The following is a 14,527-nucleotide window of genomic DNA, read 5'->3' on the forward strand; positions in this document are numbered from 1 at the left end:
AATTACAGTGTTTTAGCCCAATTGTAAGTGCATTAAATCAGTGACTGGCAGTAAAGCCCAAAAAACACCTACTTTTAATGTTAATTAAACAATTACCTTGTGTTGAATCAAAGTAATTGTTTTAATTAATTTTATAATATCAGGTAATCCCCATTAATTTATTATTTATGAATCATCAGTTTATCGTTTTTCTAAAAGCATTATTAGGTAGTTGTAAAGACTTGTTACCTATTATCCTCGTTATTGCATTTTTTCAATTTGCTGTGCTGCAACAACCCATGCCTAATATTGGCGATATTTTAGTTGGTCTCGCATTAGTCGTTCTCGGATTAACCTTCTTTATTTACGGTTTAGAAATGGGCTTATTCCCCATTGGTGAATCGATGGCGCAAGCATTCGCCAAAAAAGGCAGCATTAGCTGGTTACTGACTTTTGCTTTTTGTTTAGGATTTGGCACCACTGTGGCTGAGCCTTCCTTAATCGCCGTAGCTAAAGAAGCAGCAATTGTTGCGGCATCAGGTGGAATTATTGCTGATACGTTAGAGTCACAACTTTCTTATGCCAATGGTTTACGTTTTACCGTTGCCTTTGCTGTTGGTTTTGCCATTGTTATTGGTGTATTACGCATAATTCGTGGTTGGCCTATACAATATTTAATTTTGGGCGGTTATGTTGTTGTGGTATTGATGACGTTAATTGCTCCTAGCTGGATTATTGGTATTGCCTACGATTCTGGCGGCGTTACGACGTCAACGATTACCGTCCCCTTAGTAACAGCATTAGGTGTTGGTTTAGCCTCAGCAATAAAAGGTAGAAACCCGATGATTGATGGCTTTGGTTTAATTGCTTTTGCCTCATTAACACCAATGATTTTTGTGATGATTTACGGCATGGTGATCAGTTAATGGATTTATTATTTGAATTTTTGACCACCTTAAAAAATACTGTTATTGATGTATTACCTATTCTGTCGATAATTTTAGGCTTTCAGTTGCTGGTTATTCGCAAACCTATTCCGCACATTAAACAAGTAGGCTTCGGTTTTATCTATGTACTTATTGGTTTAGCGTTGTTTTTGCTTGGTTTAGAAAAAGCCTTATTTCCGCTCGGAAAAATGATGGCAGAACAGCTAACCGCACCAGAGTTTATTCATGCTGGCGAGCAAGTGTTAACCAGCATTCATTGGACAGATTATAAGTGGGTTTATATTTTTGCCGCAGCTATTGGTTTTAGTACTACCATTGCAGAGCCCTCACTTATCGCCGTAGCCCTTAAAGCAGAAGAAGTTTCCGGTGGAGCGATTAATGCGAATAGCCTGAGAATTTCAGTGGCTATTGGCGTTGCTTTTGGTATCGCTTTAGGGAGCTACCGCATCGTCGTTGGTCATCCTATTCATTATTATATTATTGCCGGCTATATTGTTGTGGTCATTCAAACTTTTTATTGTCCTAAACTTATAGTGCCATTGGCATATGATTCAGGTGGTGTAACAACCTCAACCGTAACCGTTCCTTTGGTAGCTGCTTTGGGGTTAGGTTTAGCCAGTACTATTCCGGGACGTAGTCCTTTGATTGACGGATTTGGTTTAATCGCTTTCGCTAGTTTATGTCCAATCATTGCCGTAATGGCTTATGCGCAGCTTACTGAAGCGAAAACACATCGGACGCATAAAAGATTAGAAAAAAGAAAAAGAATTAAGGAAGAAAAACGTAATTTAAACAGAAATAACGAGGCTCCTTAACAGAGTCTAAAAGATAAATAAAACAGGTGATCATATGCAATTCAAACTAATTGTTGCCTTTGTTGACGACGCTGTAACAGACGACGTTATGAAAGGTGCAAGAATGGCCGGTGCAACAGGCGCAACCATAATAAACAATGCCCGAGGCGAAGGTGTTAAACGCCAGCGCACTTTTTTTGGCATGCAACTTGAGACACAAAGAGATGTATTGCTTTTTGTTGTTGAACAGCACTTAGCGAGAAAAATTCTTGAGCGAATTAGTAATATTGCTGGTTTTGATGAAGATCCAGGTAAAGGTATTGCTATTCAATTAAATGTCGAAGATGCAGTAGGAGTAGCTCATCAGGTGGAGCGCTTAAAAGGTAAAATTGAGGAAGAGTTATGAGCCATAAGTTTGTACAAGTTAAAGATGTAATGACCACCAACAACTATCAATTTGCTGATGGGATGATGACCGTTGCTGAAGGCATTAAATTAGCCAAAGAGCACAATATTAGTGCGCTAATTATTAATAAACGTAATGAACAAGATGAATACGGTTTAGTTATGCTTGCTGATATTGCCAAAGAAGTCCTGGCAAAAGATCGTTCTCCAGATCGCGTGAACTTATATGAAATAATGACAAAACCATTGGTCAGTGTATTACCTGACATGGATGTAAGATATTGCGCTCGATTATTTGAGCGCTTAAGTATTCACCTTGCACCTGTTATTGAAAATAAAAACATTATTGGTATGGTTGATTATACCAATATGGTTTTTAGCCAAGTTGAATAACACTAACAAAAAGACCCGCTTTTTGAGCAGATTCAATTTTCAGCCTACTGAATAATAACGTTTGCTAAGATAGATGATTTCCGCAGCATTGTTGCAGTAATGTAATGGCTCCACAATGCTGACATCTCAATCTTATAGGTAACAAGAATAATAGACGCAGAGCAATCAAACGTTCTAAATTTGATTGCTCTTTTTTCTGTGCATTTCACTATTTATACCCTCTTATAAACAGTCCCAATTACTCTTCTTCCTAAAATGCCAAGCAGCCACAAAATATGCTTTTTTGTCATTTATATTGCCTTAATCACAACACTTAGATAACAAATTGGCCATTAAAATTTAGTAGACGTTGTTCTTTTGTTGGTTATTTAATAGTTATGCGATTGATCAAGGTCAACATGACCATAGATAACTTAATTCATAATAATAAAGCGCAGTATTGTTGTATCTAAGGGGAGAAATACTTTGGAATTTTCTGACGAGGATCTATTCGAACAAGGACCTGTTATTTTATTTACCTGGCAACTTACGCCGGGTTGGCCTGTGGTGAAAGTAACGAATAATGTTCATCAATTTGGCTACGAACCCGAGGAGTTTTTATCAAAAAAGTTATCGTTTACTGACATTGTCCACCCTGAAGATTTAGGTCGTATTATCAATGAAATGATGGCTTTCTTAGAGAATGATATTGTTTATTTTGAGCAAGATTATCGAATCATGACCCGTAGTGGTGATGTTCGCTGGGTCTATGAAAAAACAATATTAAAAACAGATGCTACAGGATTGCCAACGCTCGCTAAAGGTTATCTGCTTGATATAACCGAACGTAAACTAGCAGAGCAAGAGTTACGCGAATCTTCAGAAAAATACTACCAACTGTTTGATAAAAATAAGGCTATTGAGTTACTAATAGATCCCAATACTCAAAAAATCGTCAAAGCAAATGGTGCTGCTGAAGTATTCTACGGCTATAACGAACAAGAATTCAACAACTTATCTATCAGCGATATCAATGTACTATCCGTTGAAATAATCGAAGCGGAAATAGAACTTGCAGTAACCGAAAAACGTGATTATTTTAATTTTAGACATCAGCTTAAAAGCGGTGAGATTAGGGATGTCTGTGTTTATTCAGGCCCTTTGATAATGGCTGGCCGTAAGGTACTTTATTCAATTATCCATGATATTACCGATCAGCGTCTGGCCGAAAAAGCTCTTTTGCAAAGCGAACAAAAATTCCGTTCATTTATTGAAACAACTTCTGAAGGATTTTTAATTCTTACACCACAATTAGATATCAATTTTTCTAATACCGCTATTTGCCAACTAGCAGGTTATTCTTTGTCTGAAATGAGGGAGAAATCTGTATTAGTCTTCCTCACTTCTGAATCACGTAAGCAATTACGTCAACAGTTGATTATGGCGCGTTCCCACTCGCATCTAGCCGCTGAGCTAACCTTAAAACACAAAAATGGCCATCATGTATTTATTCGTTTCAAGGCTACAGTTATGGCCGATGGTAGCGGTTTTTTTACTTATATTACTGACATTACCGAACGAAAGCTGAAAGAAGTTGAACTGAAAACATTAACTAGTGCAGTAAAACATAGCGCTAGCTCAATTATTATCACTGATAAACATGGCATTATCGAATATGTTAATCCTCGCTTTTGTGTGGTTACTGGTTACACTGAGCAAGAAGTTATTGGGCAGACGCCAAACTTAATTAGTACAACGACTACACGAAAAGAACTTCATAACGAATTATGGAAAACGATTCTTGCCGGTGATGATTGGCACGGTGAGACCTACAATTGTACTAAAAACGGTGAGTTTTATTGGTCAATGATGTCAATCTCACCGATTATGAATGAGAATGGAGAAATAAGTCAGTTTGTTAGCGTTAGTCAGGATATTACTGAGCATAAATCCAAGCATTTAAAAATGGAAGAATTAGCCCTGAGAGATCCCTTAACAGGTTTGGCTAATCGGCGTTTGTTTGATGACCGCCTTAACCAAGCGATTCAAATAATCAGCTATCAAAATAGAAATGGTATTGGAATTATTATGCTTGATCTTGACCATTTCAAAGATATCAATGATACCTATGGTCATGACGTCGGTGATTTAATATTAAAAGAAGTCGCACGCAAATTACTATTGTCTACTCGTAAAGAAGATACCGTCTCTCGTTTTGGAGGCGATGAGTTTATTATACTGTTACAGGATGTTAGTAAAGTCTCTGATGCTCAACGAGTGGCAGCAAATATTCTTAAGACTTTATCAGAGCCAATAGATGTAGGCGAGCATACTTTTTCTATCACCTGTAGTTTGGGTGTTTGTCTCGCACCTCAAGATGGCTGTATTCCAACTCAACTGTTAAAAGCCGCAGACCTTGCGTTATATCAGGCGAAAATAGCTGGCCGTAATAATATACAATTTTACAACACTGCTATGCAGCAATTGAGTGAAAGCAATAAATACTCAGAACAAATAACTTTTCCCTAGTAACAGAGTTATTTGTTCAATGTTTTGAATTTACTATAACGTTGTCTTTATAAGGGATCTGGACATCGTTAACGTTTATTTGAGCTATGTAATCAATCAGTATTAAGTGCAAGTTTTAATCTAGGTATTTCTATGGCTGGGCAGCGATTTACAATCATGGTGATACCGCTTTTTATCGCCAATAGCTCAGCACTTGCCTCAGTCACCCCCAGTTGAGTCCATATAGTGGTTATATTGGCTTGTGTAGCCTCAACAACTATATCGTACAGATACTTAGATTGGCGGAATACATCAAGCATATCAATAGGTGATGGTACGTCGCCTAAACAACCATAAACCTTTTGCTCCATGATTGTTGTTCCCGAAAGAAGTGGGTTGATAGGGAAAACTTGATAACCTTCATTTATCAAAAAAGACATCACCTTATAACTGTCGCGTTCTGGTTTTGAACTGGCACCAATTAAGGCAATCGTTTTAACCTTTTTTAACGTTTCAACAATTTTATGCTCTTCAAGATCATACCTATCATGAATAAGTTCAGTACTCACATTAAAGTCCTTGCCATTGCGGTGCTCTTTTATCAAAAAATGCACTGACACCTTCTTCACATTCATCAGACAACATAGCCTGCAACATAGCTTGACTTGCTGAAGTGTAAGCATCTTCAATTGACTCTTCTATTTGCTGATAGAAGGCAAGTTTACCTGAATGAATTCCAACCGCTGACTTTTGAGCTATCTTATTCGCTAACTTTTCAGTTTCGTTTTTTAAGTCTTCTATTTTTACTACTTTATTGACCAAGCCGAAACGCATGGCATCCTCTGCACTAAACATATCACCTGTTAATGCTATTTCCATGGCATGCTTACGATGCATATTACGACCAATGCCTACCAGTGGAGTGGTACAGAATGTTCCTATATTTACCCCAGGTGCACAAAATTTAGCTTGGTCTTGAGTAACCGCTAAATCACACATAGACACTAACTGACACCCAGCAGCACTTGCCGTGCCTTGTACACAAGCAATAATTGCTTTAGGAGATTTAATGAGTGACATCATCAATTGTGTGCAGTCATCTAAAACGGCTTTAACGCGTTTTTCATTATCAGGTTCACAGTGCTCTTTTCTGCCCGACATTTCTTTTAAATCATGACCCGCTGAAAAAACCCCACCTTCGCCTGTAATCACAATGACCCGAATGTCATCATTCTCACTCGCTTCTCTTATACGCCCATATAAAGCCCGTAACATAGCTGAAGATAATGGATTTCTTTCTTTCGGACGATTCATAGATAACCAAAGCACATGATTATTGGTGTTTGCTAACACATAAGGCTGATTTTCATTAGTTAGAGTCATGACATTCCTATTTATGTAAATTATTCCGTTTGATTACTTAATACTAAATCTGAAGCTGAATTCGAAAGTTAAACATTAAAACAAGTGTGATCACTACGCCTCTTTAGGCAGCTAAAAACAATGAACTTAACTGAGCGTTAAACCAGAAAACCTGAGAATTCAACATCGTTTTTTATCACTTTTAAACACATTATCATACATAACTTTAGCTTACATTGAATAGCGCAATCAATTCAAGTGACTGGTTATATACCCATTACCATTCAAAGTGCAGGATTTCAGTGGGATTTAAAATCATTTTAGGCAAGGAGAATAATTTAAGCATAGTCAGTCTATGGTTAAGTTATTTAACACGGCATAAAGTGATTTTAAACCCATCGAATAACCGCTTGAGCCATATCACTTCATCGTTGCAGTGACTGATAATGGAACAACCATTATTTCATCACAGCGCCTTGAATTGAAATAGCTCAAGCACTCTGAAACCTGCATCTTGATTGGTAACGGGTATAGTAGCCTATAGTGTCTCATTCAACGTCGCTAACAAAACGAACAATACTTAAAATTATGTGCTATTCCGCGTAGCCAACCAATAATAAAAGCCATTAATCTAGCCCATAAAGTCTTCTAAAAACCATGCAGCAAACTCATGTCGCCCTTCTACATTTGCTTTACTATAGATAACAGAGGCTTGTTGTCTAACCGTCTTTTCCTTGGTATTCCTAACGCCACTTATTTCTTTAAAACTGAGTCCCTTCAGTAATAACATGGCAACGTCTTGCTCACTAGGCGTTAAGACCCATTGTTCAAACTGTGTATGAATAACATTGCTATATTCATGACGAGCGCTTCTCATCTCTTCAGAGATATCTCTCAATTTATTATCTGAAAATACTAACTCTTGTTTTAATCGAATAGTATTTAATGTTCGAGCACGCATATCCCTTATTAAAAACAGTGCACCAAAACCTGAAACAAGAACAATGAGGCTTTCAGAGACAATATGCCAATTGGGTACGCCTAACGATATATCGGTGATCACATCAGAAAAATTTAATAACATTATTATTATCAAAACCAACAGTATAACTTTGTCCTTCATAAAACCTCTTTTAAATCAGACCATTGAGAAGTCAATGGACATATGTACCATACGTAAGAATAAGTATAAATTCATTAGATTACGACCTATGCCCAATGACCTGGCATTTCAATTTAGTAATAATTACTCTACAAAATTTAATTACCACTGAACTTATTATATGCCGTTTTTACAGCTAAAAAAAACACCAAATGTTTTTACTAACAACTTTGTATTATTAACTTTGTTTTTTATTGCACTATGTCAAATACCATCAGTATTCGCTTTTGAGAAAAAGGAAATTATTGAGCTATCTGTATTGGGTGATTTTGAAATTAAATTTTCAACAATAGAAAAAGAAACATTGAAAGTCGGTCAAAATTTAATTGGAGAAGTAACCTACAAGCCTGGGGAGAACTATTCTGTTGTACTACCGTTTGATGTTCAAAAAGTTACTTACCATATAAAAAATGGCAGTTATGTAGAACTCGGTGCAACCATTGCTACTGTAGAAGGATATGATGTCCATCACTTTCTCGACGAGTTTGAGTCAGCTAAAATAATACTGGAAGCGTCAGAAAATCATTTTCAAACCAATAAAGCTTATTTTGATAATAAAACCATAAAAAGCACCCAATGGATTGAAATTACCAAAAGCTATTTCAAAGCTAAATTAAATTTTGAACATTTCCAACATCAAATGTCTTTTTTACATATTGATAAAAATGAAAAAATCACCCTTATTAGCCCTAAAAATGGCATAGTGAAAATACCTAGCTTTCAGAATATAAAGTCAGCAGGAGATCTCGCTTTTGATGTTATAAGTACTAACTCGGTGAAAGTAAAGATCACCACACCTCTGTCCTACTCTGCCAACTTATCCCATTTTATTATGTCATCGACTTGTGAGCTTGAAATTAACAGCTTTGAAAGTATTGTCGATAAGTATCACCAAACAGTATGGGCTTCCCCGAAGTCTGAACAGTGTAAATTAACATTGGGTCAATCGGTAAAGCTGACCCCCATACTCAATTTTGTTGGTTATAAAGTCCCTAAAAAATCACTTTTTGAGCTCAATGACAAAGACTATATTGCCATAAAATCTAAAGATAAAATCTCACTTACTTCTATCGTTATTGTTGGTTCAAACAATAACGAGTATTACGTTACCGCTAAAGAGGATATCAGTAATAAGAAAGCACTTGTTAGTTCCGTAAGTATCCTTCAGGGAAAATTACTTGAGTTAGGGGCTGAATAAATGCTGAACTTCCTTATTAAATTTTCTCTCACTCAACGCTTGTTTGTCTGTATCTTTGTGGTAATTACTCTATTGGTTGGTGCTAAGTCTTGGTTAAGTATACCTATCGATGCCTTTCCAGAGATATCACCTACACAAGTTAAAATTGTGCTTAAGTTACCTGGCATGAATGCCTTGGAGATTGAATCTCAAGTAACACGAGTAATTGAAACAGAATTACTCGGTATACCATCACAAGAAATGCTTCGGTCAACAACAAAATATGCAATCACGGACATCACGATTGATTTTGAAGAGGGAACTGACATTTATTGGGCAAGACAACAAGTAAATGAGCGTTTGGTAAACATTCTCCCTTCCCTACCTTCAAACATAAGTGGCGGTATGGCGCCAATGAGCACACCATTAAGTGAAGTGTTTATGTTTACTGTAGAGAACCCTACTTTGTCTCTCACACAAAGAAGAGAGCTATTAGATTGGCACATTCGCCCATTATTACGAACGGTTTCAGGTGTCGCAGATGTAAATAGTTTAGGCGGCTATGTTAAAGCTTATGAAATAACACCTGACATATTGCTAATGCAGCAATACAACATTTCTTTTAACGAGTTAGAAATGGCTATAACAGCCACAAACCAAAATGGCGGAGTTGGTCGTCTGGTAAAAGGTAATGATACTTTAATACTTAGAACCGAAGGTAAATTTGAAAACATTGATTCATTAAAAAATGCAGTGATAAAAACAACTAATAATAAGGTCATTAAATTACACAATATAGCGACGGTATCGATAGGTAGTTTAACGCGTTATGGTGGCGTTTCTAAGAATGGTGAAGAAGCAGTCCAAGGTTTAATTATTGCGTTAAAAAACAGTAATACCGCTAAGGTAGTTGAGAATGTAAAAAGTAAGCTGCAAACGATTGAGGCATCTTTACCTACAGGAACAAAGATCAACGTTTTCTATGACAGATCTAATCTTATCAATACCGCAATTAATACCATTACCAATGCATTAAGCCAAGCCGTTATATTGGTCATCGTATTGCTTGCCATTTTTTTAGGTGATATTCGCTCATCATTAGTCGTTGCACTTTCTTTACCAATGTCAGCATTAATGACCTTTATACTGATGAAAGAATTTGATTTATCCGCTAATTTGATGAGTTTAGGCGGGCTAGTAATCGCTATAGGCATGTTAGTCGACTCTTCTGTAGTGATCGTTGAAAACATTGTAAATCGACTCTCAAGTAATCAACATTTACCTCGGTTACATGTCATATATCGTGCATGCAAAGAAGTCGCAACCCCGGTATTTTCTGGCACCATTATTATCATTATAGTCTTTTCACCTTTACTGATGCTTTCTGGCTTAGAGGGGAAATTATTCACCCCTGTCGCCTTGACGATTGTATTTGCCATGTTAAGCGCCCTACTTCTATCCTTAACTATTATTCCAATACTAGCGTCATTATTATTAAAAAACGAGCCGGTTAAACAACCCAAAATAGTCACTTTACTGCAGCGTTTTTATTCAAATACACTGCGTCAAACCATCAACAAACCAGCAGTCATCGTTGTGTTATCGGTAAGTACTTTCATCATTAGTATTATACTTTTTCAAGGCTTAGGTAAAAGCTTTATGCCGGTACTTGACGAGGGCGACATCATAGTTCAACTCGAAAAATCTCCTAGTATTTCTTTGTCTTCATCTGTTGATATAGATGAACAAATTGAGAAAGCGCTTTTAAAAAGTACGCCTGAAATAATTCAGATTGTCGCTCGCACAGGTTCAGACGAGCTCGGCCTAGATCCAATGGGGTTAAACGAGACCGATGTATTTATGGAGTTAGCACCAAAGTCAACATGGCGGTTTAACACTAAATCCGAGCTTATTGAGGATATTCGCAATACACTGACCAATTATCCCGGCATGAATATAGGTTTCACTCAGCCAATTCAAATGCGCGTATCAGAAATGCTAACCGGTGGTACTGGAGATATTTCTATCAAAGTCTTTGGCAATGACATTGCCATACTGACCTCCCTTGCTGAAGAAATATCAGGGTTGGCGAATAAAATCCAAGGCGCTTCAGATGTGCAAATGGCCTTAATTGAAGGGGGGAAATACGTAAATATTAAACTTATTCCTGAAGTAGCAAGTCAGTTCGGTTTATCCACCCAAGCCTTAAGTCATTACTTGAAATATCAATTAGAAGGATTGCAAATTTCATCCTTACTTGATGGAAATCATGCGATTCCTATCGTATTTAATCGAGCAAAAGAAACATCATCTACTGCTGATGAAATATCGTCCATTCATGCACTAAAACAAAAGCTAATTTTAATGCCTAGTAACGTTTTACTACCCCTTGAACAAGTTGCCAATATCAGTATGAAAAATGGTCCACTATTAATTGAAAGAGAAAAAGGCAACCGATTTTCCTCGGTAAGTGCAAATGTTGTTAACAGAGACGTTGTTAGCTTTGTTGACGAGTTAAACATGAAAATCCAGAATGAAATAACACTACCTAGTGGCTATACTTTAACCTTTGGCGGTGAGTTTGAAAGTCAGCAACGCGCGACAAAAAATTTATTATTATTAATTCCTATCGCGCTTATTTTGATCTTTATAATATTGTTCACCACCTTTAATTCTCTTTCTAAATCGAGCCTGATTATTGCCAATATCCCTTTTGCCTTAATGGGAGGCGTTATTGCGTTATATGTGAGTAACGAATATTTATCCGTACCTGCTTCCGTTGGTTTTATTGCATTGCTCGGTATTGCGGTACTAAACGGTATTGTGATGATAAGTTATTTTGAACAAACCAAACAGTTTGCCGAGAGTTTGCATAACCGGATAATTGACGGAGCAAAGCGCCGACTTAGACCTGTTTTAATGACCGCAACCACAGCAATGTTTGGTTTATTACCCTTAGTTTTTGCAACGGGTCCTGGCGCAGAAATTCAAAAACCATTAGCGATTGTTGTTATCGGCGGCTTAATAACATCAACCGTCACCACCCTATATCTATTACCACTATTTTACTGCTGGCTGGAGAAACGAAATGCCTGAACAAGTAATATTTACCTTAAATATACCAACGGATTTAAAAGATGATGTCGTTGATAAATTAATCACCTTTTCAAGCATTACCGGATTTAATTTAAAAACAATAAATGGCTACAGCAAAGAACATAGTCAATTTGATATCGCTGAGCAAGTCGAAGGGTATAGAGCTTTTTATCAAATAGAGGTGCTGATACCTTTAACAGATATTAAACAACTTAAGACAAGTCTCAATCCTATTTGCCAACCAGCCAAGTTAAAGTATTGGCTTACACCCGTTATAGAAAGTGCACACTTTTAATCCTGTAAAAAATAAAAGAGAGGTCGATATGAATATCAAAAGAGAACAGGTTTTCGTATGGAGTGGTAAAATTAGAATTTTTCATTGGATAAATGTTATTGCCATTTTATTGCTGATTGTTATCGGTGTTGTCATATTAAATGGCAAACTTTTTGGTGTAAGCACTGACGGAAAAATATTATTAAAAACAATACACGTGATTGTTGGTTATGTTTTTGCTACAAATTTAATTTTCCGTTTAATCATTGCTTTTATGGGTAAAACATATGAAAAATGGGGCAAGATGTTACCTTTTAACAAAGGTTTTACTGAGGAGTTAATTGAGTTTACCCAACAAAAAAGATTAACGTACAAGGGGCATAACCCAGCAGGTAAACTGATGGTATTAGCGCTGTTATCATTCATGAGTGTTCAAATGATTTCAGGCCTTGTCATCGCTGGTACTGATATTTATTATCCCCCCTTTGGTAACTATTTCATCCAGAGCATAGCTATTGATAAAGACAATTTAGCGGTGATAAAACCTTATTCAAAAGAAAATATCGATGAAGCCTCTTATCAAGCAATGAGAGATTTTCGAAAACCCTTTATTACCGCGCATGTGTATTCTTTTTACTGTCTTTTATTTCTCATTCCATTGCATATTATCGGAGTCATTGTTGCTGAAAGACGAGAACGAAGCGCTATTGTTTCTGCGATGTTCAATGGTTATAAGTATCTCCCTAAAGATGAGCCAACTGATCACTAGACATGGCAAGTAAATATTGACGATGCTCACTACAAAAATCGAAGAATTAACATAGTGGGCATATCAAACTAATTATTCGTTAAACTGCCATTTATCAAATTGATCCGCAGGCATAGGTCTGGCGATATAGTACCCTTGAGCTATGTCACACCCTTCGGCCGATAATAAATCCCATGTTTCTTTATCTTCAATACCTTCAGCAACCGCTTCCATATTAAGCTTATGCGCTAACATAATGCAGGTTTCGACAATTGCCATGCTTTCCTTTTCTTGCTTCATATTAGTAACGAACGATTGGTCAATTTTTAATTCGGTAAAAGGTATTTTGTGTAACTGTGATAATGATGAGTATCCCGTACCAAAATCATCAATGGATAGTTGAAAGCCCTTTAATCTAAAACGAGTAAAAATATCTAATGAAGTCACTTCACTATCCATTAATGCACTCTCTGTTAATTCTAAAACGATCATAGATGGGTCAATTTCATACTTTTTAACCAGCATTCTTAGCTGCTCAGGCAGTTTCAAGCTGGTGATGTTTTGTGCAGATATATTAATAGATAATCGAGTCGCTCTATTTAGTTTTTGCCAATGGACACTTTGTTTGATCGCTAAATGGATTACTTCTTCAGAAAGCTGTTCAATTAAGCCAGTTTGCTCTGCGAGTGCAATGAATTTATCAGGGTAAATCAATCCAAACTTAGGGTGTAACCAACGAACAAGTACTTCTGCGCCATGGAGACATTCGGTTTTCATATTAATTTGTGGCTGGTAATATAATATTAGCTGTTTTTTATCAATCGCTTCACGTAAGTCTTGTTCCGTTGGAATGAAGTCAAACGTGCCTTGATTTGCTTTATCATTATTGAAGCTAACAAGTTCTCTTTGTGCCTGCCTATTCGACAGAGAGGTCAAAAAGCACGTCAATACCTCGGTATTAATTGGTTTGGTAAAAGTGTTAATAACATTCAGGCCACAACTTAGCGCTAATGTTTCAGCCGAGTGCAATACACCACTATCGTAACCACTGATTAAAATCAAACTTGCCGGTGATTTATGCTCTGCTAAGTGACGAATCACTTCAATGCCATCCATATCAGGCATCATTAAGTCTAATATAATAATATCTTGCTTGTTCAAGCTTAACGTTAAAAATGCGCGTGGATGCTGAAATGTTTCAACATTTCCAAAAATAGGCTCAACGATAGTTTTAAGTAAATTGCACGTTAAGGTATCATCATCGACTATAAAAACTCTATTCATCATACATATAACCCTCGGTATTTCCTTTTAAACCGCTGCCTACTTGCTCTTTGTGTTTCAAAATATACTTATGCAAAGGTTTATCCATTTCCATGATATGTTCAACTAGCCAAGTGCTCATATCGGTAATTAGCCATCTTAGAATTTCGTTGTCTGAACAGATTAAAACCTTTTTGCTTAATTGTTTAGCAATCATGCGGTGAACCTCACAATGATTTTTAGCATAGGGATAGTTGATGTTATTCATCAATAATTCTTCGTTAACAAAATGGTCTTGAGTGTATTGCACTATCTCAGTAATAATTGCTTGTGCAGATTGGTGATCATCTTGCTCTTCTAACAATTCTTGACAACGATTGAGTAAAGAAAACATAAACTTATGGTCTTCATCGAGTTCGCCGCCATCATCAATGCTCATT

14 protein-coding genes are annotated in these 14,527 nt (G+C 36.6%); 9 read left to right on the plus strand and 5 right to left on the minus strand.

All coding sequences use genetic code 11. The annotated features are described in order from the left end of the window. Positions 1 to 167: 167 nt before the first annotated feature. The 5 genes from CXF79_RS15755 (at position 168) to CXF79_RS15775 (ending at position 5,026) form a co-directional block, all read left to right on the plus strand. On the plus strand, positions 168 to 905 hold the full coding sequence (locus CXF79_RS15755) for a DUF1538 domain-containing protein (protein WP_011042777.1): 738 nt from the start codon (positions 168 to 170) through the stop codon (positions 903 to 905). Further along, positions 905 to 1,741, plus strand: coding sequence for a DUF1538 domain-containing protein (locus tag CXF79_RS15760; RefSeq protein ID WP_101156101.1), 837 nt, complete (start codon positions 905 to 907; stop codon positions 1,739 to 1,741). Before CXF79_RS15755 ends, CXF79_RS15760 begins: the two co-directional genes overlap by 1 nt. 34 nt (positions 1,742 to 1,775) lie before the next feature. Then, entirely contained in the window at positions 1,776 to 2,126 is a 351-nt protein-coding gene (locus CXF79_RS15765) for a P-II family nitrogen regulator (protein ID WP_011042775.1), read from the plus strand. Continuing rightward, entirely contained in the window at positions 2,123 to 2,518 is a 396-nt protein-coding gene (locus CXF79_RS15770; protein ID WP_011042774.1) for a CBS domain-containing protein, read from the plus strand. The genes CXF79_RS15765 and CXF79_RS15770 overlap by 4 nt, the downstream gene beginning before the upstream one ends. Positions 2,519 to 2,983: 465 nt before the next feature. Beyond that, complete coding sequence (locus tag CXF79_RS15775) at positions 2,984 to 5,026, plus strand: sensor domain-containing diguanylate cyclase (protein WP_232769196.1); 2,043 nt, start codon at positions 2,984 to 2,986, stop codon at positions 5,024 to 5,026. Positions 5,027 to 5,118: 92 nt separating this feature from the next. On the opposite strand, the gene CXF79_RS15780 is transcribed toward CXF79_RS15775, so the two are convergent. From CXF79_RS15780 to CXF79_RS15790, 3 genes are all read right to left on the minus strand, one after another. Next, positions 5,119 to 5,574, minus strand: a complete 456-nt coding sequence (locus CXF79_RS15780; protein ID WP_101156103.1) for a CoA-binding protein — start codon at positions 5,572 to 5,574, stop codon at positions 5,119 to 5,121. A gap of 1 nt (position 5,575) precedes the next feature. Then, positions 5,576 to 6,388, minus strand: coding sequence for an enoyl-CoA hydratase (locus CXF79_RS15785; RefSeq protein WP_101156105.1), 813 nt, complete (start codon positions 6,386 to 6,388; stop codon positions 5,576 to 5,578). Positions 6,389 to 6,998: 610 nt separating this feature from the next. Continuing rightward, positions 6,999 to 7,490 carry a helix-turn-helix transcriptional regulator gene (locus tag CXF79_RS15790; RefSeq protein ID WP_011042769.1) on the minus strand — a complete coding sequence of 164 codons (492 nt, stop codon included), beginning with the start codon at positions 7,488 to 7,490 and terminating at the stop codon, positions 6,999 to 7,001. A 160-nt stretch (positions 7,491 to 7,650) separates the two neighbouring features. On the opposite strand from CXF79_RS15790, the gene CXF79_RS15795 reads away from it, so the two are divergent. The 4 genes from CXF79_RS15795 to CXF79_RS15810 are packed head-to-tail and all read left to right on the plus strand — an operon-like array spanning position 7,651 to position 12,845. Further along, positions 7,651 to 8,727: a hypothetical protein gene (locus CXF79_RS15795; protein WP_101156107.1), complete on the plus strand. Its 1,077-nt coding sequence runs from the start codon at positions 7,651 to 7,653 to the stop codon at positions 8,725 to 8,727. Beyond that, complete coding sequence (locus CXF79_RS15800) at positions 8,728 to 11,802, plus strand: efflux RND transporter permease subunit (RefSeq protein WP_101156109.1); 3,075 nt, start codon at positions 8,728 to 8,730, stop codon at positions 11,800 to 11,802. It abuts the gene before it with no gap. Then, positions 11,795 to 12,097, plus strand: coding sequence for a DUF3240 family protein (locus CXF79_RS15805; RefSeq protein ID WP_101156111.1), 303 nt, complete (start codon positions 11,795 to 11,797; stop codon positions 12,095 to 12,097). The genes CXF79_RS15800 and CXF79_RS15805 overlap by 8 nt, the downstream gene beginning before the upstream one ends. A gap of 28 nt (positions 12,098 to 12,125) precedes the next feature. Next, entirely contained in the window at positions 12,126 to 12,845 is a 720-nt protein-coding gene (locus tag CXF79_RS15810; RefSeq protein ID WP_101156113.1) for a cytochrome b/b6 domain-containing protein, read from the plus strand. Positions 12,846 to 12,917: 72 nt separating this feature from the next. Here CXF79_RS15810 and CXF79_RS15815 read toward each other — a convergent pair whose 3' ends face one another. Next, complete coding sequence (locus tag CXF79_RS15815; protein WP_101156115.1) at positions 12,918 to 14,111, minus strand: EAL domain-containing protein; 1,194 nt, start codon at positions 14,109 to 14,111, stop codon at positions 12,918 to 12,920. Then, positions 14,101 to 14,526, minus strand: a complete 426-nt coding sequence (locus CXF79_RS15820; protein ID WP_101156118.1) for a bacteriohemerythrin — start codon at positions 14,524 to 14,526, stop codon at positions 14,101 to 14,103. The genes CXF79_RS15815 and CXF79_RS15820 overlap by 11 nt, the downstream gene beginning before the upstream one ends. Position 14,527: the final 1 nt, after the last annotated feature.

The organism is Colwellia sp. Bg11-28, assembly GCF_002836245.1.
GTDB lineage: Bacteria > Pseudomonadota > Gammaproteobacteria > Enterobacterales > Alteromonadaceae > Colwellia > Colwellia psychrerythraea_A.